Origin of the sequence: Oceanobacillus oncorhynchi (assembly GCF_000821065.1) — a bacterium.
In the GTDB taxonomy this organism is placed as follows: domain Bacteria; phylum Bacillota; class Bacilli; order Bacillales; family Amphibacillaceae; genus Oceanobacillus; species Oceanobacillus oncorhynchi.
This window is the reverse complement of sequence record NZ_CDGG01000001.1, coordinates 48,670-70,160: the sequence shown is the minus strand read 5'-3', so window position 1 is coordinate 70,160 and position 21,491 is coordinate 48,670. Positions and strand designations below refer to the sequence as shown.

Sequence of the window (21,491 nt, the reverse complement as noted above, 5' to 3'; positions counted from 1 at the left end):
CAAGCGCTCAAGTTATTTAATGAGCGCTTGATATTGACTTCTTACAGAATGGCCTTACAAGCTTTCATGGAAGGTCCGGTTAATGACATCGATTTGCTGTTCTCTTGTCAGCTTAATAAAGTTTACTGCATATCCAGAGACGCGGATGGTAAGCTGCGGGTATTCTTCCGGATGCTCCATCGCATCTAATAAAGTTTCCCGATCAAAGACATTGATGTTTAGATGATGTCCTTTTTTTGCTGCATAGCCATCGAGGATACCGGCTAAGTTTGTTTTTCTTGTTTCTTCATCTTTACCTAACGCTTTTGGCACGATGGAGAAGGTGTTCGAGATACCATCCAGTGCGTATTTATATGGCAATTTTGCAACGGAGCTTAAAGAAGCTAATGAGCCATTTTTATCACGTCCGTGTAATGGGTTTGCTCCTGGAGCAAAAGGTTCTCCTGCTTTTCGTCCATCTGGTGTATTTCCCGTTTTCTTCCCGTAAACCACATTGGAAGTAATCGTCAGGATAGACTGTGTTGGTGTAGCATCGCGATACATATGGTGTTTCTTAATTTTATTCATAAAGTCTTTTACGAGACTCACAGCAATTTCATCTGCGCGATCATCGTTATTGCCGTATTTTGGATAGTCTCCTTCTATTTCATAATCAACAACAAGTCCGTCTTCATCACGAATGGTTCTTACCTTCGCATATTTAATGGCGCTTAGGGAATCGACAATGACGGATAGTCCTGCTACACCACAAGCCATGGTCCGTAATACTTCCCGGTCATGCAACGCCATTTCCAGTCGCTCGTAGCTGTATTTATCATGCATATAATGGATAATGTTTAATGCGTTGACATATAAACCAGATAACCAGTCTAGGAGGTTATCATATTTCTCCATCACTTCGTCGTAATCAAGATACTCTGATGTGATTGGTGCATAGTTTGGAGCTACCTGCATTTTTAGATTTTCATCTACACCGCCATTGATCGCATACAGAAGTGCTTTTGCCAAGTTTGCCCGTGCACCGAAGAACTGCATTTGTTTCCCGATGCGCATTGCAGATACACAGCAGGCAATTCCATAGTCATCTCCATAGATCGGGCGCATGATATCATCGTTTTCATATTGAATCGAGCTTGATTTAATAGACATTTTTGCACAATATTTTTTATAGTTTTCCGGCAGTTTAGCAGACCAAAGTACGGTTAAGTTTGGCTCTGGCGCCGGTCCTAAGTTATCTAATGTGTGCAGAAAACGATAGGAGCTCTTTGTTACAAGTGGGCGTCCATCTTCTGCTATTCCTGCCAATGATTCTGTTACCCAAGTCGGGTCTCCGCTAAATAATTCGTTATAATCTGGTGTTCTTGCGAATTTTACGAGACGCAGCTTCATCACAAAATGATCGACAAGTTCTTGCGCTTCTTGCTCTGTCATAACCCCATTTTCAATATCTCTCTCTATATAAATATCTAAGAATGTAGAAACACGGCCAAGACTCATGGCAGCCCCGTTTTGCTCTTTAATGGCAGCTAAATAGGCTAAATAGAGCCATTGGAATGCTTCCTGTGCAGTTGTTGCAGGCTTGGAAAGGTCAAATTCATATTTTTCTCCGAGCTTTTTCAAATCCATTAAGGAACGAATCTGCTCCGAGGTTTCTTCACGGTCGCGAATCACATCGTCCGTCATTGTTCCGTTACCAATCAGCTGCAGGTCTTTTTTCTTTTCTTCAATTAAACGGTCTACTCCATACAGGGCAACGCGGCGGTAATCACCGATAATACGTCCGCGGCCGTATGCATCTGGAAGCCCGGTGATGATTCCTGCTTTTCTTGCTTTTAAGATTTCGGGTGTATAGGCATCAAAGACGCCTTGGTTATGCGTTTTCCGGTGTTCTGTAAAGGTATGGACAACGTCATCATCAACTTTGTAGCCATAGGATTCTGCGGCAGCTACAGCCATACGGATACCTCCAAAAGGCATTAGAGCACGTTTGAAAGGCGCATCTGTTTGCACGCCGATGATTTTTTCCAAGGGCTTATTTAAATAACCAGCACCGTGAGAGGTAATAGTAGATACGATTTTTGTATCTAAATCATATACACCGCCATTTTCCCGTTCTTCTCTGGTTAATTGCATGACTTGCTCCCACAGGTCTTTGGTGGCTTGAGTTGCATCAGTTAAGAAGGATTCATTTCCTTCATATAAATGATAATTCTGTAAAATAAAATCACGAACATCAATTTCTTGCTGCCAGTTGCCTTCAACGAAACCATCCCAAGGGACTCTTTTTACCATTTCATCTGCTACTTTCATAACAAAAACCCTCCTCTTAATTAATTGTGAATAAATTCACAATAACCTCTATTTTTATTATAACGGTTTCGGAAAATAAAACAAGTGAAATACTTCACAAATGAAGAAAGTTCTTAAAATGTTCAAATTTAAAGCTTGAGAAATAAGAGGATTTTATAAAATAGTAACATTCGTTCCAAGCCTTTTTTAAAGAGTAAGAAAGTATAAAATGTTGAGGATAGCCGCTCCAACGGGTTTCATGGGGGGAGTAATCTTAGGCCCCAGAAATACACTACGCTTTCCATGGGCCCCGAGCTCATCTCCTTTAAAGAAGACTTGCTGATTGGCAAGCCGACAGGCGCAGACAGAAGCATAGTCGCGCTTATGCCTATGGTAGAAAATAGAAGAACACTTTTTTCCTGCGGAGTCTTCCCACTAGGACTGCTGCGGTTACTCGCCCCGTCAAAACCGTTGCCCGCGGAAAGCGACTTCCCGAAGCGGACATCTGCTCGGCAAGAATATTAGTATTTTAAAGACCAAGTGATTTTCTTGGTTTCTCTTAATAAATACCGGGTTTTGGATAGGGGAACGGAGCAAGTGTATTGTTTTCTGCTATATATTTGCTTAAAATAAATACATTACGGTTTTTAGAAGGAAGGTTTCTTTATTGTATGTAATAATTGTTCTGGGGATCATTGCAGGAATGATGATTCCGCTGCAGACAGCAGTAAATAATCGGCTGACTGTGTTTACGAAAGCGGTGTTGCCGACATCCTTTTATTCCTTTTTATCTGGAAGTATTATTTTATTTTTCATTAATCTTATGATAGATCCTGACAAATTTACAGTATCATTCTTTGCAGATCAATCCTTTTCCTATATCTGGTTTACTGGTGGTGTGCTTGGAGTAATTTTTCTTACAGGGAATATTATTTTACTGCCCAAAATTGGTGCAGCATTAACGGTTATTGTTACCGTAACAGGACAGATGGTGATTGGTATTTTGATTGATACCTTTGGCTGGTTTGGTGCAGAGGTAAAACCGTTGCATTTTATGCATATCGTTGGTGTTCTTCTTTTAATTACCGGAATTGTCTATATGAATGCGAAAAAAAATCCCGGCGTTTCGCAGAGTCATTCCCGTCTGTGGGTATTGTTCGGGATATGTACAGGAATGATGCCGCCGCTGCAGACAGCAATCAATAGCGCCTTGCGTTATGAAGTAGACTCCTTTATTTATGCTGCTTTTATTTCATTTATTGTAGGAACCGCTGTGTTATTTATTCTGTCGATGATAGTGAATAAAGGAGTAAAGTTAACACGTATTTCTGGAGATTTTAAATTAAAGCCCTGGCATTTTGCCGGTGGTGCACTCGGCGCAGCATATATCGCATCAAATATCAGTTTAATGCCTTATCTGGGTGTTACATTAACGATGATGGCTGCTATTTTAGGGCAGATTATCATGGGACTGTTAATTGATCATTTTGGGCTGTTTAACCTTCCGAAGTATTTAATTGATCAAAGAAGGGTTATCGCTGTTATTATGATTATCAGTGGAATAATCGTACTCAATATCTTTTAAGAGGATATTTAAAAATTCTTTTTCACTGTCCTTTTTGTACATTATTTTAAGTTCGCAGACCTTGTTTCTTGCCTGTTGGAAAGGAAACAAGGTCTAATTTTTACCCTGTGAGATAGGAAGCGGTTTTTTCATACAGAGAAAAATGGTTATTATGGTACATCTCCAGCCTGTGCAGCGCAAAGGAAAATTCCACCGGAAAATGCTGCAGAATATCATAAACATTTTCGATATGAAGCTGGTCCAGCATAAATGTCGGGATACAAAAATGATATGCAAAATGGTTGGCTTGATTTTCTTGCAGGTCGACAAAAAGGGAATGCATAAAACGCTGATCTCCTTCATGGAAAAAATAATGGCATAATTCATGCCCAAAACATTGCCATATATTTTGCTGGGAAGTATTTGGAAGTACGATATAATTATCTATCCGCATACTGACAGATGCTGCATAAATAATTTCAATATTTAAAGCTTGTGCAATAGCAGAAATGGAGAGCTCTGCCGGAGTCTGGATATTCAGCTGCTTGTATAATACTTCGACAAATTTTTCTACATCTGAATAGTACATTTGATTTCCCACCTTCAATAAGAATATATGTTCGGTTTGAAGTGCTAAAAATAAGGTGCAGCAAGTACACCTGTTTTTATATTGCTTATGGAAGTATAAATCAGCATTAGTCATTTTGATTGGCGTTACCATTATTTGTTTTCTTTCTGTATAAAATATATTGTATCACATTTAAAGCTTCTTCTTTCTCATCTTCTGTCATTCGTTTCCAATTACGGAACATCAATGTATCTTGCTCCGACATCGGCTCCGGCCGGGAAGTATCCTTTGTTGAGGGAGACATAGATTTACCTAAAAGCCAATCTACGGAAACACCATATAAATTAGCCATTTTATGTAACGTGTCTGTGTCCGGATCACGATATTCTCTTTCATAACCAGATAAAGTACCATTTGAAATACCTAAAAGTTTCGAAGCTTCAATTTGTTTTAATCCAGCTTTTTCTCGTGCTTCTCTTAATCTTTGGGAAAGAATTTTCATAGTATCCACCTCAATATAGAGATAATACCATTTTTAATAAAAACAATAATATTTTTAAGCGAAATGCAAATTTTATTGTTTTCGTATATTGACTTATGCAAAGCGCTTAATTATAATTTAAAGTATAAAAACCAAAAGATGGATGGGGTGATTTAGTGGAAATACATGAGAAAATCGAATTTATCAGACAGCAAAAGCAGATAACGAAGACACAAATTGCAAAAAAATGCTCTAAAACTCCTGCCTGGTACACCAATATTTCCAAGGGAAAAACAAAGATAGATGTAGATACCCTGGAAAGAATAGCAGATGCATTAGAAATTGATGTGAAAATGTTATTTGATAAGGAGTTGAATGATGCATTAAATAAATGCAAAGAGCTTTTATAAACGAAAATAAAAAGGAAGAGATTTTATACACCCTAGATCAAAACGATACCTCGAAGAGCTGGAATGATATAACTATCATTAAGCGCCACATAGCTATCCCCTCAAAGAAAAATCTCTCAACCATAATATATTTTATCCTGTTATAATACGTAATTCGGGTTCTATCTCCTCGTTCATAGGGAGGTAGTTTTTTATTGGATAAATGAAGCTTGTGTTTTACTCAATAAAAAACTGGGTAAAGATTTTAAACATATTTATGTAATATGGAATATAATGTAATATTTAAAAACATACTATTCAAGTACCTTACATTTATGGTAGAATTTATCTTACTCTACAATTAGAATAAACCCTGTAAAATGTAGTCGCCTCAACTACAATGAAAAATCCAATAAATCTATGTTTTATATCCAATGAAAATAAAGTGTTTATCAAGAGTGAAGAATGACTGATTAAAGAGAAGGTAACTAGCAGTAAAAAAAAAAACTTTGTTTCAGTTGGATATTTTTGTACCCGAAAACATAGTGAAAGGAAGAAGGTATATGGATTCTAAAAAATTAACGAGAAGAATATTAATTGCTCTGGTTGCTGGTGCAGCTGCTGGTATAGCACTGACATTTGCCCCGGAAAGTTTTTTTGAACCTCTCGATAAATATGTATTAGACCCGATTGGTCAAATATTTATTAATCTTATAATGATGTTAGTAGTTCCGCTTGTATTTGTATCCATTGTATTAGGAACAGCAGGCCTGGGAGACCCGAAAAAATTAGGAAAGATTGGTGTTTCCGCGGTTGCCTTTTTCTTAACAACAACGGCAATTGCAATCAGTTTAGGTCTAGGTTTGGGTTATTTGATCCAGCCGGGGTCGACAGGGATTTTTGATACGTCAAATGCAGAATACAGCGCAGATGAAGCACCGCCAATTATGGAGACGTTGATTAATATTGTTCCTGAGAATCCTATAGAAGCATTGGCATCTGGAGAAATGCTTCAGATTATTGCATTTGCTATCTTTATTGGGGTTGCATTGGCATTTTTAAGTGATAAAACAAAAGGAATATATAATCTATTTGAACAGGCAAACGAAATTTTGAATTGGTTAATTACAGTGATTATGCGATTTGCTCCGTATGGGGCATTTGCTTTGATTGCCTCAGCAATTGGTGATGCTGGACTGAATGCACTCGGTTCCATGTTGAGCTATATGTTAACGGTGATTGCAGGTTTGCTGCTGCACGCACTCATTATCTATTCGCTTGCTATTTGGCTAATCGGACGCGGGAACCCAATTACATTTTTTAAAGTATTTTTCCCGGCAATGGTGGTTGGCTTTAGTACTTCCAGCTCTAATGCTGCACTTCCTGTGGCGATGAAGACAGCTCAAGAAAAACTGGGTGTAAAAAAAGCTGTCAGCAGCTTTGTTCAGCCGCTCGGTGCAACCATTAATATGGACGGGACAGCAATTATGCAGGCTGTAGCAACCGTATTTATTTCCCAAGTGTATGATATCCCGCTGACTTTTATGGATTTATTAATGGTCGTTCTTATCGCTACGTTGGCAAGTGTTGGTACAGCAGGCGTCCCTGGCGTCGGACTGGTGATGCTGGCAATGGTACTTGGCCAAGTTGGGCTGCCGGTAGAAGGTATTGCTTTAATAATTGGTATTGACCGTCTTCTCGATATGTTAAGGACATCTCTAAATATTGCCGGCGATGCTACTTGTGCATATATTATATCTGAACGGGGAAAACGGAATGAGAAAAAGACACAAAATGCATAAAATCAATATTTAATTCAATGAAATCCGAACGCATTTGCATTCTAACGAGAGAATGTTCAAAATGGGTCCGGATTTCTTTGTTTCGTACGTTGTTTTTATTCTATTTAGCTGGAAGTTGATTAAGAGATAACCTGCAGCACGCTTTCTGCTTAATTTATTTGTTCCTGATAAACTGCTGTAAATCATGGGTTAACGGGTATTCATCCCAGTAATATCTCCTTTATTTTGTAAAATTAGAAACAAACTCTTTAAAAATGTCACAGAATGTTCTAAAATAGAAATAGTTAACAAAATATTTTAATCCTTTTTTTAATTCTATTTGTAATCGTTTCCAATTAAGATGAATGAGGTGATTAGATGGATATGCAAGCAATTCCGGCACGTGAAGGCAATCATAATTTAAAAAACTACGAGGATTTTCGAAAAACATTTTCTTGGGAAAGTGTGGAGAAGAACTTTTCCTGGCATGAAACAGGAAAAGTGAATATGGCCTATGAAGCAATTGATAGACATGCTGATAATCCGGATAAGAAGGATAAAATCGCATTACTATATTCAGATCCCAATCGAGAAGAAAAGGTCAGCTTTGATGAACTTCGTTTACAAAGTAATCAATTTGCGAATGTATTGAAGAAATACGATGTGCAAAAAGGAGATCGTGTTTTTCTTTTTATGCCGAGAAGTCCGGAGTTCTATCAAGCATTTTTTGGTATTCTAAAAATAGGGGCGATTGCAGGACCGCTGTTTGAGGCATTTATGGAGCAGGCAGTCGGCGATCGATTAGAGAATAGTGAGGCGCGTGTATTAATAACAACTCCTGATTTACTCTACCGTATCCCGCAGGACAGACTGCCTCATTTAGAGAAAATCGTGTTAGTAGGTGCGCATGAGGAAGAAGGAGACCAGTATATTGATTTCGATTCCGAAATGAAAGAGGCATCCACGGATTTTGATATTGTTTGGGTGGATAGAGAAGATGGCATGCTGCTTCATTATACATCTGGTTCCACAGGGAAGCCAAAAGGCATTCTGCATGTGCATAATGCTATGATTCAGCATTACGCTACAGGAGAATGGGTATTAGATTTAGAAGAGGATGATATCTACTGGTGTACAGCAGACCCGGGCTGGGTTACAGGAACAAGCTATGGTATTTTTGCGCCTTGGCTGCACGGAGTGACAAATGTGATTCGCGGCGGACGTTTTTCTCCAGATGATTGGTATAAAACGTTACAGGATAATCATGTTACCGTATGGTATACTGCACCGACAGCATTACGGATGCTTGTAAGTCACGGCGAAGAGAAGGTCAGAGAATATGACCTGTCTGCGCTGCGTCATATTTTGAGCGTAGGAGAGCCATTAAATCCGGAAGTAATTACATGGGGATTAAAAGCTTTCGATTTACGAATTCATGATACCTGGTGGATGACAGAGACAGGGGCGCAGGTGATTGTAAACATCCCGTCACTGGAAATCAGACCTGGTTCCATGGGGAAACCAATCCCTGGGGTAGAGGCGTCCATTGTCGATAATGAAGGCAATGAAATCCCTCCAAATCAAATGGGTAATTTAGCCATCAAAGCGGGATGGCCGTCCATGATGCGCGAGGTTTGGAACAATAAAGGAAAATATGAAAGTTATTTTATTAACGGCTGGTATGTCTCTGGAGATAGTGCATATCGCGATGAAGATGGATATTTCTGGTTCCAGGGCCGTCTGGATGATGTTATCAATACATCTGGAGAACGGGTCGGACCATTTGAGGTCGAGAGCAAGCTGATTGAACATCCGGCTGTTGCAGAGGCGGGAGTTATCGGTAAGCCGGATCCGGAGCGTGGAGAAATTATTAAAGCATTTATCACCTTAAATCCGGGTCATGAAAAAAGTGATGAGCTGTTGGAAGAAATTCGTCAATTTATTAAAAAAGAATTAAGTGCACACGCTGCACCAAGAGAAATTGAAGTAAAAGACTCTATTCCTAAAACACGGAGCGGTAAAATCATGCGCCGTTTATTAAAATCATGGGAATTAGGGCTGCCGACAGGAGATACTTCGACGTTAGAGGAGTAATCCGTCTATTGTAAAAAAAGCAGGAAATACTTTATAAAATGAACATAGTGGCTTCTCATTTAACGATAAAAATGAGAAGCCACTATTTTTACGTACTCAAACTTTCGTACATTAAAAAATAACTTTTTTTTCACAGAAACAGGAGTTAATCGTTCCTTCGATAACGCCCTTTACAAAGAATATCAATTCGTATGTTTTAAATAAATTCTATTTGGGAAGATATAGGATGTAACCAATATTAAAGGAGTGAATAATTCATGGGTAAAAAAATTGCAACAGTTATCACAGACTTATTTGAAGACGTAGAATATACAGACCCTAAAAAAGCATTGGAAGAAGCTGGTCATGAGCTGGTTACGATTGAAAAAGAACAAGGCAATACCGTAACAGGCAAATCAGAAGATACAAAAGTAACTATCGATAAAGGTATTGATGACGTAAAACCAGAAGACTTTGATGCATTATTTATTCCTGGCGGTTTCTCTCCAGACATGCTTCGTGCAGATGACCGCTTCGTTGCATTTGCAAAACATTTTATGGATGAGAAGAAACCAGTGATGGCCATTTGTCATGGACCGCAGCTTCTTATCACTGCAAAAACACTGAATGGACGTGGAGCAACAGGCTTTAAATCAATCCAGGTTGATTTAGAAAATGCAGGTGCGAAATTCCAGGATAAAGAAGTTGTCGTTTGTCAAAATCAATTAGTAACAAGCCGTACACCAGATGATATTCCAGCGTTTAATCGTGAGTCTGTGAAAGTGCTTGGTTAATTAAAAAGTATAATTAGAAATAAAGAAGAGTGCTTTGAAAATATGGTTTCAAAGCACTCTTTTTCAGGTACATATTCTGCTTATTCCTCTAATTTTTGAATATCAAATTCATTATTTAAAAGCAGCCAGTTCTGCGGGAAGGACAGCCCTAATTTCCAATAAGAAATGCCTAAAAGTTGAAATTCGCGGATTAAATCAAATTTAGCCTGGATCGAACGGGCATCCTCAAACCAAACCTCGTGCTCCTGTCCGGAGGCATCTGCATACATAAAATAGGGCGCTTGGGCTGTGGTATCATATTGAATCGCAACATTATTCTCCCAGGCGATTTGAACGGCCTGCTGCGGACTGATAGCCCGTGCCGCTTCCCCTCCTTCTACAAAAGGAAGCGTCCAATCATATCCATATAAATTCTGACCGAGTAAAATTTTCTCTGATGGAATTTCAGAAACAGCATATTCCACCACATCGCGGACGGAGTTGAGAGGTGAAATAGCCATCGGTGGCCCGTAGCTGTAGCCCCATTCATAAGTCATCAACACAACAAAATCAACAATCTCTCCGTGGGTGCGGTAATCATGCGCTTCATACCATTGCCCTGCCTGTTCTGCGCTCGTTTTTGGCGCAAGTGCTGTTGAAATCAGCAGTCCAGCTTGGGAAAGGCGATCCTTCGCGGTACGCAAAAAGGTATTATAAGCCTCCCTATCATCTGATGGAAGAAATTCAAAATCAAAATGTACATCACGAAAGCCTTGTTCTGTTGCGATATTAATAATCTCATCTAATAACCGGTTTTGAACAGCCTGCACCGTTAAGATAATATGCCCGACCTCCGAGCTGAATGCTCCTTCTTCTAAATTAGTAATGGCCATCGCAATGGAAGCGCCGTTTGCTCGTGCGGAGGTGATAAGATTCCCTGTTGGCGGAGCTGTCAGTGTACCATCCCGATTAGCGCGGTAGCTAAATAAGGTGAGATACGTTAAAAAAGGCGAATACGTGCTTGCTGCTGTTTCTAATGTCTGGGAAACCTCCTCTCCCATTGGTTCGACATAGGCATTGGAAGTAATCGGTTCTTTTGGAGCAGGCGGGATGTATAGGCGAAGTCCAGGATAAATAATCTGATTTGCATTTAATCCGTTAATCGTTGCTAATTCCTCCACAGGGATGTTAAATTGAGCCGCCACGGAAGAAAGTGTATCACCAGACTGCACAAAATAAAACTCTCCGACAATGGGAATGACAAGTGCTTGCCCGATAACTAGTTGGTCAGGTGCATTTAGTTCATTCGCATTGACAATATCTTGAACGGAGGAACCGTATGTATCTGCAATTTGCTCCAGCGTATTTCCTTGTTCAACGACGTATATTTGCAAACTAATAACCCCCTTCAGAGTGCTTCTTACTCACTATATGAAGGGGGAGAAAGTAATATGTTAAATTGCTGTAATATCTGCATCCATGACCGATTCCATTAGATAAAGCGCATAGTTATTATTATCCACTCCCTCGGAGGCGAGGCAGTTTTTAGGAATGGAAAGGCTGAATTTATACATATAGGCATCCTTTGCCGTAAACAGAATACAAATATCGCCGGCGATCCCTGCCAAAATAAGATGTGTTCGTTTTAAATCTGTTAAAAGAGCGTGTAAGGGTGCTTGAAAAAAGGCGGAGTGTTGTGGTTTAATTAGGAAATAATCGTCATCATCCGGTTTGATTTTTTCAATGATGTTCTCACTCTTTTCATTTTTACAATATTTGATAATCTCCCGGAAATCTGCTTGCCATAAGCCATAATGATCGTTAACGTAGATAATAGGTATCGACTTTTCTTTGGCGAAGTGACGCAAATTAATTAAATTTGGGAGAATCTCTTCTGTGTTTGCAAGAAGGTTGTCACCGCCGTCAAATTTAAAATCATTGATTAAGTCGATAAAAACGAGTGCTGTGTTCTCTGGTGTTATATTCATGAGCTTCTCCTTTTTTAAAGAAATCAGTTAATATAGTATTCCCGCTAAACAATTATTAAAACGAGAATAAAGTGATGTGATAAAAATGACAGAAGAAATATCTGTAAGCCAAGATGAAAAGTATATGGCAGCTGCTCTGCAGGAGGCACGCAGAGCTTGGATGTTAAACGAAGTTCCCATTGGTGCAGTGGTCGTGAAGGAAGGAGAAATTATCGGCAGAGGCTTTAATTTGCGTGAATCCATGCAGACTACTTTAACTCATGCAGAGCTTCTTGCTATTCAGGATGCCAATCAAAAAGTCGGCAGCTGGAGATTAGAGGATTGCACCTTATATGTTACATTAGAGCCATGCCCTATGTGCGCCGGAGCAATTGTTCAATCAAGAGTGAAGCGTGTAGTCTATGGAGCAAGTGACCCAAAAGCAGGCTGTGCGGGAACCTTAATGAATTTATTGGAAGAACCGCGGTTTAACCATCAGGTCGAGGTGAAATCTGGTGTGCTTGAACCACAATGCAGTACGGTTTTAAAGAATTTTTTTAAAGAGCTGCGTCAGAAGAAGAATGAAAAGGATGCTGAGGCGGGAGAATAGAGCCGGCACTGGAAAAGATACTTTTTTCATTGCATTTTTAGGACGAGGAAGCTATAATAATAAATACGTGCTAAGCGGGGAGGTAGCGGTGCCCTGTACTCGCAATCCGCTATAGCGAGGCCGAATTCCTGCTCGAGGTGGGATGACTGTGTGGTCAGACGTAAGGAATTGGTGTTGACGTCCGGGTCCTGCGCAACAGGAACCCATGAACCCTGTCAGGTCCGGAAGGAAGCAGCAGTAAGTGGTCATTCTTGTGTGCCGCAGGGAAACCTGGGCTGAGCCATGAACTTACGTAGCGCATATGGTCACTCCATCGAAAGCAGGTGCACGTTACATATGAAAGAAAAGGACTGTGAATGCAGTTCTTTTTTTATGCAAAAATATAGCGGGATAAACAGATTATTTGCACTGAATCATAAGAAAGCATATGCTATGAATTACTTAAAATTTACAAGCGAGGTGTAAAAATGGCTCAATTAACACAACCTTTTACATTAAAAAATTTAACCTTGAAAAATAAAGTTGTCATGGCTCCAATGTGCCAGTATTCAGTAGATGCTAAGGACGGGATTCCAAACGATTGGCATTTTGTTCATTATACCTCCCGTGCAGTGGGCGGCGCCGGATTAATCTTAGTGGAAATGACAGATGTCGATCCGGATGGGCGGATTACAGATAATGACCTTGGTCTCTGGTCAGACGAGCAAATTCCAGCTTATAAAAAAATAGTTGATGCCGTTCATAAGCAGGGCGCTAAAATTGGTATTCAGATTGCGCATGCCGGCAGAAAGGCTGAGGATGCGAACCCGCCAGTTGCTCCATCGGCAATTCCTGTTACTGAGGATGATAAAATGCCTCGTGCTTTAACGACAGATGAAGTCCGGGAAACGATTCAACAGTTCCAGGATGCAGCAAAACGAGCAGTCGAAGCTGGTTTTGATACGATTGAATTGCATGGAGCACACGGTTATTTGATTCATCAATTTCATTCTCCGTTAATTAATCAGAGAGAGGATGAATATCAGGAGCTGTCCTTCTTTGGGGTACAAATTATCCGTGCTGTGAAAGATGTGATTCCTGCAGATATGCCGCTTCTGATGCGCATTTCAGCTGTAGAATACATGGATGGCGGCTATGATATAGACCACGCATTAGAAATTGCCAAAAAATATAAAGCGGCTGGTGTTGATATGTTCCATATTTCCAGCGGCGGAGAAGCACCTCCAGGAAAGCAAAAACCAGCCACCAATCCAGGCTATCAGCTTCCATTTGCACGCAGGTTTAAAGAAGAGCTGGATATGCCGGTGATTGCTGTCGGCCTTTTAGAAGACCCTGCGTTGGCAGAGTCTGTTATTGGCAATGGCGATGCGGACCTGGTTGCGATTGGCCGCGGTATGCTGAAAGATCCTTATTGGGCCATTCGGGCAAGCGAACAGTTGGGAGATACGATGGAACCGGCAAGACAATATAAGCGTGCTTATCCGAAGAAGTAGTGATGAATGCAGACGAATAGAAGGATGATTCCCCGTACGAGTTTCTTTTTACAGGTAAAATTGTACTAGAAACCAGGGATATGATATAATTTCTATAGCAAAGCATACGATATAAAAAAGGGCAGCATGCAACCACATGCTGCCCGGAAAATACACACAGTGATTTCTCTCCATCAGAGAGGGAAGGCTGTTTTAAGTGACAATGAAGCCACCCTGTTTGCCGGCAAGCGAAGGGTGGTTTTTTTACTTTTGGTCTTTATCATGAAATGAAAGAATGGCTATAATAAGCAAGCCAAAGCTGATCATTAAAGATAAGGCATCAAAAGTAGCCATAGGCATCACCTCCTTTCATATAGGAGATGGTACCTTCCACCGTTTAACTTCTTACTGTGAGTATCTTAGTGTATTATACCATAATAGGAACATTAGTTCTATAAATTTAGACGAACCTTTTTATTCAACATAAAAAAATTAAATTCTAAGCTAATTTTTGCAAACATAAATTACTTCCAGATAATCATTTCTAAGGTTTTCATCCAAGCCTTTAATCGGGTATAATAAGAAGGAGACAAATAAGGGGAATCGAAATCATGAGTTATCAAGCTTTATACCGCGTCTGGCGACCAAGAACATTTGAAGATGTCGTAGGACAGCAGCATATCACGAGAACATTACAAAATGCTATTACCCAGGATAAATTCTCACATGCTTATTTATTCTCTGGCCCAAGAGGGACAGGGAAAACGAGTGCTGCAAAGATTTTTGCACAAACGATTAATTGTGAGCATGCGCCTGTCAAAGAACCATGTAATGAATGTGCGGCATGTAAAGGGATTCAAGATGGCTCTATTTCGGATGTCATTGAAATTGATGCGGCATCAAATACTAGCGTCGATGATATTCGTGATATTCGTGATAAAGTAAAGTATGCACCGAGTGCTGTTCCTTATAAAGTGTATATTATTGATGAAGTGCATATGATATCTGTCAATGCATTTAATGCGCTTTTGAAAACGCTGGAAGAGCCGCCAAAACATGTTGTATTTATTCTGGCAACTACCGAACCGCATAAAATACCATTAACGATTATATCCCGTTGCCAGCGCTTTGATTTCAAACCGATCTCTAATCAGGCAATTGTGGAAAGAATGCAAAAAATCATGCAGGCAGAAACTATTTCTGTTACAGAGGAAGCCTTAGAGTCTGTGGCATTAGCAGCAGAAGGCGGAATGCGTGATGCACTGAGTATCCTGGACCAGGCAATTTCCTATAGTGAGGAGCAGGTAGAGTTAGAAGATGTGCTTGCTGTAACTGGCGGAGTATCTCAGGAGGTGCTCACCAATATCGTCCGTGCAATGATTCAGCAGGATGTGCAGACGGTGCTTCAAGGATTGGACCAGATGATTCAGACCGGAAAAGATCCGGGAAAGTTTGTACAGGATTTAATCTACTTTATGCGTGATTTACTTTTATATAAAAGCTCGTCAGGTTTAGCTGATTTATTAGAACGGGCAGTAGCCAATGAAGCTTTTGAAGCATTATCGGAGCAAGTGGAGAACAGCTGGATTCAGCATGCAATTATTGAACTGAATCAATGCCAGCAGGAAATGAAATGGTCCAACAGTCCGAAAATCTTTATTGAAGTTGCACTGTTGTCCATTACAGATCAATTTGGAAAGACGCAAGGATCCGGACAGCTTCAGCCGGAAGCTGTGGAGCAATCAGCTGTTGTCGGGCAGCTTCAGCAGAAACTGCAGGCGATGGAGCGTGATATTGCAAAATTAAAAGAAGCCCCGCCCCAGCAGCAAGATGCTGGCGGTACCGCCCCTGCACAGGAAAGACGCCGTCCCAGCTCGAGAAATTCACGAAACACTTATAAGATTCCATTTGATCGAATTCGTGATACACTAGGAAAGGCAGAGAAAAAAGAACTGAAAGATGTTCATGCACATTGGGCAAACTTCTTAAATCAGTTGAAAACAACAAATGCCCCGGCTCATGCGACGATTCAGGACAGCAAGCCTGCTGCGGCATCAGCTGATACCCTGATTGTTGCGTTTAAATATGAAATTCATTGTTCTTTATTCCTGGATCATCGGGAAATGGTAGAATCGATATTAGGGAATTTGGATAAACACCGCACGATTATTCCTATTCCGGAGAAAGAGTGGAATGACCTGCGCAGTGAGTATATTCAAAAGCAGGAAAAGCCGGATGAACCCAAGAAACCAGAAGGAGACCCGCTCGTAGATGAAGCGCGAAAGCTTTTTGGTGATGATCTTTTAGAAATTCATGATTAACATATACATTTAAAGGAGGTATTTTCCATGAAGGGAAATATGAATAACATGATGAAGCAAATGCAGAAAATGCAGAAGAAAATGATGAAGGCACAGGATGAATTACATGAAATGTCCTTTGAAGCTTCAGCTGGCGGCGGCATGGTAACTGTCCGGGCGAATGGCAAAAAAGAAATTACAGATGTAGAAATCAAAGAAGAGGTTGTTGACCCGGATGATATTGAAATGCTGCAGGATCTTATTTTAGCAGCGACTAATGACGTGTTAACACAAATCGATGACAAAACAAATGATACCATGGGACAATTTACAAAAGGAATGAATATGCCAGGAATGTTCTAATTCCTTTCTAATTAAAGATAAGACGTCTGGCTTCACTGCCAAGGCGTCTTATTTTCGCAAAAGATAGAGTTTTTAATTGACTTTTTTTGATAAGGGGGTAAGAAAGTATGTATTATCCAGAGCCGATAACCAAGCTGATGGATAGCTTCTCCAAATTACCGGGAATTGGTCCAAAGACAGCAGCACGTCTGGCCTTCTTTGTTTTAAATATGAAGGATGACGATGTGATGAATTTTGCTAATGCATTAGTGAATGCGAAACGGGAGCTTACCCATTGTTCTGTTTGCGGACATATTACAGACCAAGACCCGTGTGCTATTTGTCAGGATACCAGCCGGGATGGATCGATTATTTGTGTTGTCCAAGATCCGAAAGACGTGATTGCGATGGAAAAAATGAAAGAATTTCGCGGCAAATATCATGTTCTCCATGGAGCCATTTCACCGATGGACGGAATTGGTCCAGAGGATATTAATGTGCCGGATTTGATTAATCGATTGAAAGACGAAGAAGTAGAAGAGCTTATTTTAGCAACCAATCCGAATATTGAAGGGGAAGCCACGGCAATGTATATTTCCCGGTTGGTAAAGCCTTCTGGTATTCGTACCACACGTATTGCACATGGATTGCCTGTCGGCGGTGATTTGGAATATGCGGATGAGGTTACATTATCAAAAGCATTAGAGGGACGAAGAGATGTCTAAATTGTATCGCTGATCATTCATGAGGAGAATAAAGCTTCCATGGGATGAAATTTCATTTTATAACGAGGTTTGGTGGGAAATATGGCAAAGAAATTAAAGAAAAAAGATATGGACCAGGAGCTTCTGAATGCTTTATATCAAGTAGAGGGCGAGTGGAGGCAGCTTCAGGATTTTGTGCGAAAAAGTATTGACCCGTCACGTAATGGGATGAAAGAGGAGCTATTAGCGAGATCCAAATATTTGATGCTGTTGAAAGAAGCTCGTATTCGCAAGGTTAAAGCGACACGATTTTAAAATTAAAGAATATATTTTTCCAAAAGAATCAAGTATGTTTCAAGCTGCCTGATTCTTTTTTATGTGCGCCAGGCATGGCGACTATCTAGGTGGTGGAAATCCACTGTGGAGGTACACATCGACCAACCACTAGAGAAGCGCAAAGCATTTATCGTGAGGTAAAGGCTGAAGGAAGCGTGTATCAAAATCTTGGCTCGACGAACAGAAATCTGATACGAAGGCTCTGTAGGCGGATAAGGCTCCATAACAAGTCAAAATCCAAAAGATGTGCGTAACCCTGCAGAGTAAATTAGGCGAGTAAAAGAGGAAAGATAGTTGTCTTACCCTGGGAGGTCTCACGGACAGCTGAGGAGTCCCCTAAAAAGAAAGCTGGTCGAAAAAGGTTTATCGTGAGAAGTCAGCCGATGCCGTAGTAGTGATGAAAATCATGAAGGGCTGAACAATTTATAGTGTTTCTACGCCATGAATGCACGAAGAATAAACTTCTGAATGTGTTAATGATGAAAGTATGAGCGTATCTCAGAGGATAGTCAAAATAGAAGTGTTCTCCGTCACATGAAAGGAAAGGAAGAAACGAGTGTGGAAATTTTAGAAAAGATTTTAAGCGATCAAAATATGAACGAAGCCTATCTTCGAGTGTACCGAAACAAAGGTGCAGGTGGGGTAGACGGCGTAACAGTAAATGAACTGAAAGCATACCTAAGGAAACACAAAGAGGAATTGCGAACGCAAATCCAGAAAAGAAAATACAAACCAATGCCAGCACTGCGCGTAGAAATTCCGAAAGAAAATGGAAAGATGCGCAAATTGGGTATTCCAACAGTGGTTGACAGAGTTGTCCAACAGGCAATTAGTCAAGTGCTCAGCCCGATATTTGAAAAACAATTCAGTGACTACAGTTATGGTTTCAGACCAAGAAGAAGTTGCGAAATGGCAATCACGCAAGTATTGGAATATATCAATGACGGATACCAGTGGTTAGTGGATATTGACCTGGAACGATTTTTCGATACTGTCCATCATGATAAGTTAATGCGAATAATCTCGCACACAATCAAAGATGGTGATGTCATTTCTCTGATACGAAAATACCTCGTAAGTGGTGTGATGGTCGATGGGAAATATGAAGATACAACTATAGGAACCCCACAGGGAGGCAACCTTAGTCCACTTCTAAGTAACATTATGTTGAATGAGTTAGATAAGGAACTGGAGGCAAGAGGTCTGCGTTTCGTAAGATACGCAGACGATAGCCTTATCTTTGTCAAAAGTGAAAAGGCGGCAAATAGAGTTCTTACTTCCATTACAACATTTATCGAAGAGAAACTGGGGCTAAAGGTAAATATGGAGAAAAGTAAAATCTCACGCCCTACGAAAACAACATTTCTAGGCTTTGGTTTTTACTATGACTCAAATAAGAGGAAATTTCAACCGAGACCCAGTAAAACGTCGGTTCAAAAATTCCAAAGGAAACTGCGCCGATTAACAAAGCGAAATTGGAGTATTTCCTTAAACGACAGAATCATCAAGTTAAAACAGGTCATGTATGGTTGGGTCAACTATTTTAGGGTAGCTAATATGAAGAGCGTTTTAGAGTCTATAGATGCGAAGTTGCGCTCCAGAATAAGAGTAATTATCTGGAAACAATGGAAGAACAACAAAAAGAGAATTAAATCTCTCATACAACTTGGTATACCAAAGGAAGAAGCCAAGGGGCTAACCTATTGTAGGAAAGGTTTCCGATTTACTGGGTTGTCGAAAGTTGTTCAGAGAGCATTGTCTAATAAAAGACTAAAGCAAAGAGGTATCCCCTTTGCCTTAGACCGTTATCTAAAAGTACACACTGAAATATAAATTGAACCGCCGTATACGGAACCGTATGTACTGGTGGTGTGAGAGGGGCGAAAAGTTATTTAGCTTTTCCCTCTACTCGATTTTTCTAAGAAAAAAAGAGGGGACACTTATTATGGAAACCAATCCGCCGAATCTAAACTTAAAAATGACTGCAATTGAAAAGCTGTTGAATGTTCTGGGAATACTGAGTTACTCTGGTGTTATTGTGTATATTATTTTTACATGGGATGCTATTCCAAATCAGATTCCCGGACACTATAATGAAGCAGGGGAAGTAACAAGATGGGGAGGAAGGGAAGAACTGTTCATCCTCTTAGGCATCGGGTTACTTTTATGGTTTGGGATGACTGTTATGGAACGATTTCCACATGTATATAATTATCGGAATCTAACAGAAGCAAATGTGAAAGGGCAATATATCAATTCCAGAATGCTGGTGAACGTTTTAAAAAATGAGATAGCTATTCTCTTCCCTTTTATTATATGGAATGATATTCGTGTTGCGAGAGGGCTTCCATCTTATATAAATACGTGGTCTTTGGTATTCATTATTCTTCTATTTGCAGGGACGATTGCTTTCTTTATCAAAAAAATGAGAGAAAACTCCCTCTTCAAGCGCGTAGAGGTGAGGGGGAGATGAATCTCCTATGCACAAAAGATTACTTTAGGGCGTCTCGACTATCCAACACCGAGTCGAACAAACGTTCCAAAATCATCCTTCTTCTGATATAATAGACAAGAGGAGGTAAGAAGCTATGAAAGTAAAAAAAGCATTTCGTTTTCGTATCTATCCGAACAAAAAACAAATCACCTTCATCCATAAGACAATCGGCTGCTTCCGCTTTGTCTACAACTATTTTACAGGAAAACAAAAAGAAAAAGACCACTATTGGCATACGGTGAATGAAATGATACAAAACGGACAGCTTCTTCAAAATAATTGGAAGGGCGAATTTTTCAATAAAAATAAGGCAATCAAAGCGGTTCCAGAATTGAAGAAAAACTATCCCTTCCTCAAAGAAGTCGATAGCATTGCCCTTCAAAAAGCGGTGGAAAATGTGAATGATTCCTATACGCGCTATTATAAGAAGCAGAATAAGGCACCTCGTTTTAAATCAAAAAAGAATCCTGTTCAATCGTATACCACGAAACATGTCAATAGAAACATTGCTGTATTGGATAAACATATCAAACTGCCTAAGCTCGGATTGGTTCGTTTTGCCAAAAGTCGGGAAGTGGAAGGACGTATTATCAATGCAACGATCCGGCGCAATCCTTCAGGCAAGTACTTTGTTTCGATTGTGGTTGAAACGGAAGTTAAGCACTATGAAAAAACAGGTTCTTCTGTAGGCATCGATGTTGGAATAACCGATTTTGCAACCCTTTCCGATGGGACGGTGTATGAAAATCCAAGGTTTTTCCGGACATTAGAAAAGAAGCTGGCAAAAGCGCAGGTGATTCTTTCAAGGCGACAGGTGGGCTCGGCGAATTGGCAGAAACAAAAAAGAAAAGTAGCCCGGCTTCACGAGAAAATTACTAATAAAAGAAAAGACATGTTAGATAAAATCTCCACCGAGATAGTCAAAAACCACGATATCATCGGAATAGAAGATTTATCTGTGAAAAACATGTTAAAAAATCAAAATCTTGCGAAAGCGATTAGCGAAGTATCCTGGTCAACGTTCCGAACAATGCTGGAATATAAAGCGGCCTGGTATGGAAAGCAGATTGTTAAGGTCGCTAAAAACTATCCATCCAGTCAGCTGTGTTCCAATTGTGGACACCAAAACCAAGACGTTAAAAAACTTGCTTTGCGTGCATGGACGTGTGATATCTGTCAATGCCATCACCAAAGAGATAAGAACGCAAGCAGGAATCTTCGTAAAGAAGCATTGCGATTAACCGCAGGGACTGCGGGGCTAGCCTAATCCATAACTGACCGATAGGTTGGTGTTCTTAGGAATCCCCCACTTCAATCAACCTTGAAGGTTGATAAGCGGGGGTAGTTC

The 21,491-nt window shown here is 40.1% G+C and carries 20 protein-coding genes and 1 other RNA gene; 15 read left to right on the top strand and 6 right to left on the bottom strand.

Features of this window, described 5'->3' with window-relative positions:
• Positions 1–54 precede the first annotated feature (54 nt).
• A complete protein-coding gene (gene pflB / locus BN997_RS00355; protein WP_042528618.1) occupies positions 55–2,310 on the bottom strand; it encodes a formate C-acetyltransferase in 2,256 nt (751 codons plus the stop codon).
• A 646-nt stretch (positions 2,311–2,956) separates the two neighbouring features.
• Between pflB and BN997_RS00345 the strand changes: the two genes are divergently transcribed.
• Positions 2,957–3,874, top strand: a complete 918-nt coding sequence (locus BN997_RS00345) for a DMT family transporter (protein ID WP_052484845.1) — start codon at positions 2,957–2,959, stop codon at positions 3,872–3,874.
• A 100-nt stretch (positions 3,875–3,974) separates the two neighbouring features.
• Here the strand turns inward: BN997_RS00345 and BN997_RS00340 are convergent, their stop codons facing one another.
• Complete coding sequence (locus BN997_RS00340) at positions 3,975–4,442, bottom strand: ImmA/IrrE family metallo-endopeptidase (protein ID WP_042528614.1); 468 nt, start codon at positions 4,440–4,442, stop codon at positions 3,975–3,977.
• 106 nt (positions 4,443–4,548) lie between these two features.
• A complete protein-coding gene (locus BN997_RS23625) occupies positions 4,549–4,923 on the bottom strand; it encodes a helix-turn-helix domain-containing protein (RefSeq protein WP_042528612.1) in 375 nt (124 codons plus the stop codon).
• A 155-nt stretch (positions 4,924–5,078) separates the two neighbouring features.
• On the opposite strand from BN997_RS23625, the gene BN997_RS00330 reads away from it, so the two are divergent.
• The 4 genes from BN997_RS00330 (at position 5,079) to BN997_RS00315 (ending at position 9,939) form a co-directional block, all read left to right on the top strand.
• Positions 5,079–5,312 carry a helix-turn-helix domain-containing protein gene (locus BN997_RS00330; protein ID WP_042528610.1) on the top strand — a complete coding sequence of 78 codons (234 nt, stop codon included), beginning with the start codon at positions 5,079–5,081 and terminating at the stop codon, positions 5,310–5,312.
• Between the two features lie 542 nt (positions 5,313–5,854).
• Complete coding sequence (locus BN997_RS00325; RefSeq protein WP_042528609.1) at positions 5,855–7,093, top strand: dicarboxylate/amino acid:cation symporter; 1,239 nt, start codon at positions 5,855–5,857, stop codon at positions 7,091–7,093.
• A gap of 357 nt (positions 7,094–7,450) precedes the next feature.
• The gene (acsA, locus tag BN997_RS00320) at positions 7,451–9,166 is read left to right on the top strand and encodes an acetate--CoA ligase (protein WP_042528606.1); all 1,716 of its coding nucleotides are present in this window, start codon (positions 7,451–7,453) and stop codon (positions 9,164–9,166) included.
• A 257-nt stretch (positions 9,167–9,423) separates the two neighbouring features.
• A complete protein-coding gene (locus BN997_RS00315; protein ID WP_042528605.1) occupies positions 9,424–9,939 on the top strand; it encodes a type 1 glutamine amidotransferase domain-containing protein in 516 nt (171 codons plus the stop codon).
• Positions 9,940–10,019: 80 nt separating this feature from the next.
• On the opposite strand, the gene BN997_RS00310 is transcribed toward BN997_RS00315, so the two are convergent.
• The gene (locus tag BN997_RS00310) at positions 10,020–11,312 is read right to left on the bottom strand and encodes a glycoside hydrolase family 18 protein (RefSeq protein ID WP_042528603.1); all 1,293 of its coding nucleotides are present in this window, start codon (positions 11,310–11,312) and stop codon (positions 10,020–10,022) included.
• Between the two features lie 60 nt (positions 11,313–11,372).
• Entirely contained in the window at positions 11,373–11,900 is a 528-nt protein-coding gene (locus BN997_RS00305; protein ID WP_042535603.1) for a cysteine hydrolase family protein, read from the bottom strand.
• A 91-nt stretch (positions 11,901–11,991) separates the two neighbouring features.
• On the opposite strand from BN997_RS00305, the gene tadA reads away from it, so the two are divergent.
• The 3 genes from tadA to BN997_RS00295 all read left to right on the top strand — a co-directional run bounded on the left by tadA (position 11,992) and on the right by BN997_RS00295 (position 13,988).
• Positions 11,992–12,495, top strand: a complete 504-nt coding sequence (tadA, locus tag BN997_RS00300) for a tRNA adenosine(34) deaminase TadA (protein ID WP_042528602.1) — start codon at positions 11,992–11,994, stop codon at positions 12,493–12,495.
• Between the two features lie 65 nt (positions 12,496–12,560).
• Positions 12,561–12,826, top strand: an RNA gene (gene ffs, locus BN997_RS22380) — signal recognition particle sRNA large type.
• Between the two features lie 136 nt (positions 12,827–12,962).
• A complete protein-coding gene (locus BN997_RS00295; RefSeq protein WP_042528601.1) occupies positions 12,963–13,988 on the top strand; it encodes an NADH:flavin oxidoreductase/NADH oxidase in 1,026 nt (341 codons plus the stop codon).
• A 243-nt stretch (positions 13,989–14,231) separates the two neighbouring features.
• Here BN997_RS00295 and BN997_RS23395 read toward each other — a convergent pair whose 3' ends face one another.
• Positions 14,232–14,321: a putative holin-like toxin gene (locus BN997_RS23395; RefSeq protein ID WP_226894862.1), complete on the bottom strand. Its 90-nt coding sequence runs from the start codon at positions 14,319–14,321 to the stop codon at positions 14,232–14,234.
• A gap of 257 nt (positions 14,322–14,578) precedes the next feature.
• On the opposite strand from BN997_RS23395, the gene dnaX reads away from it, so the two are divergent.
• The 7 genes from dnaX to tnpB all read left to right on the top strand — a co-directional run bounded on the left by dnaX (position 14,579) and on the right by tnpB (position 21,410).
• Positions 14,579–16,288: a DNA polymerase III subunit gamma/tau gene (dnaX, locus tag BN997_RS00290; RefSeq protein WP_042528600.1), complete on the top strand. Its 1,710-nt coding sequence runs from the start codon at positions 14,579–14,581 to the stop codon at positions 16,286–16,288.
• Between the two features lie 27 nt (positions 16,289–16,315).
• Positions 16,316–16,630, top strand: coding sequence for a YbaB/EbfC family nucleoid-associated protein (locus tag BN997_RS00285; protein ID WP_042528599.1), 315 nt, complete (start codon positions 16,316–16,318; stop codon positions 16,628–16,630).
• Between the two features lie 107 nt (positions 16,631–16,737).
• The gene (gene recR / locus BN997_RS00280; protein WP_042528598.1) at positions 16,738–17,334 is read left to right on the top strand and encodes a recombination mediator RecR; all 597 of its coding nucleotides are present in this window, start codon (positions 16,738–16,740) and stop codon (positions 17,332–17,334) included.
• A gap of 81 nt (positions 17,335–17,415) precedes the next feature.
• A complete protein-coding gene (locus tag BN997_RS00275; RefSeq protein WP_042528597.1) occupies positions 17,416–17,628 on the top strand; it encodes a YaaL family protein in 213 nt (70 codons plus the stop codon).
• 579 nt (positions 17,629–18,207) lie between these two features.
• The gene (gene ltrA, locus BN997_RS00270) at positions 18,208–19,482 is read left to right on the top strand and encodes a group II intron reverse transcriptase/maturase (RefSeq protein WP_042528596.1); all 1,275 of its coding nucleotides are present in this window, start codon (positions 18,208–18,210) and stop codon (positions 19,480–19,482) included.
• Between the two features lie 112 nt (positions 19,483–19,594).
• Complete coding sequence (locus tag BN997_RS00265; protein WP_042528595.1) at positions 19,595–20,122, top strand: DUF1648 domain-containing protein; 528 nt, start codon at positions 19,595–19,597, stop codon at positions 20,120–20,122.
• Between the two features lie 115 nt (positions 20,123–20,237).
• Positions 20,238–21,410, top strand: coding sequence for an IS200/IS605 family element RNA-guided endonuclease TnpB (tnpB, locus tag BN997_RS00260; RefSeq protein ID WP_042528594.1), 1,173 nt, complete (start codon positions 20,238–20,240; stop codon positions 21,408–21,410).
• The last annotated feature ends 81 nt before the right edge of the window (positions 21,411–21,491 follow it).

Bases quoted from the DNA above. Each gene is read 5' to 3' on its own strand.
- pflB (WP_042528618.1), bottom strand. From the start codon at position 2,310: ATGAAAGTAGCAGATGAAATGGTAAAAAGAGTCCCTTGGGATGGTTTC.
- BN997_RS00340 (WP_042528614.1), bottom strand. From the start codon at position 4,442: ATGTACTATTCAGATGTAGAAAAATTTGTCGAAGTATTATACAAGCAG.
- BN997_RS23625 (WP_042528612.1), bottom strand. From the start codon at position 4,923: ATGAAAATTCTTTCCCAAAGATTAAGAGAAGCACGAGAAAAAGCTGGA.
- BN997_RS00325 (WP_042528609.1), top strand. From the start codon at position 5,855: ATGGATTCTAAAAAATTAACGAGAAGAATATTAATTGCTCTGGTTGCT.
- acsA (WP_042528606.1), top strand. From the start codon at position 7,451: ATGGATATGCAAGCAATTCCGGCACGTGAAGGCAATCATAATTTAAAA.
- BN997_RS00315 (WP_042528605.1), top strand. From the start codon at position 9,424: ATGGGTAAAAAAATTGCAACAGTTATCACAGACTTATTTGAAGACGTA.
- tadA (WP_042528602.1), top strand. From the start codon at position 11,992: ATGACAGAAGAAATATCTGTAAGCCAAGATGAAAAGTATATGGCAGCT.
- BN997_RS00295 (WP_042528601.1), top strand. From the start codon at position 12,963: ATGGCTCAATTAACACAACCTTTTACATTAAAAAATTTAACCTTGAAA.
- BN997_RS23395 (WP_226894862.1), bottom strand. From the start codon at position 14,321: ATGGCTACTTTTGATGCCTTATCTTTAATGATCAGCTTTGGCTTGCTT.
- dnaX (WP_042528600.1), top strand. From the start codon at position 14,579: ATGAGTTATCAAGCTTTATACCGCGTCTGGCGACCAAGAACATTTGAA.
- BN997_RS00285 (WP_042528599.1), top strand. From the start codon at position 16,316: ATGAAGGGAAATATGAATAACATGATGAAGCAAATGCAGAAAATGCAG.
- recR (WP_042528598.1), top strand. From the start codon at position 16,738: ATGTATTATCCAGAGCCGATAACCAAGCTGATGGATAGCTTCTCCAAA.
- BN997_RS00275 (WP_042528597.1), top strand. From the start codon at position 17,416: ATGGCAAAGAAATTAAAGAAAAAAGATATGGACCAGGAGCTTCTGAAT.
- BN997_RS00265 (WP_042528595.1), top strand. From the start codon at position 19,595: ATGGAAACCAATCCGCCGAATCTAAACTTAAAAATGACTGCAATTGAA.
- tnpB (WP_042528594.1), top strand. From the start codon at position 20,238: ATGAAAGTAAAAAAAGCATTTCGTTTTCGTATCTATCCGAACAAAAAA.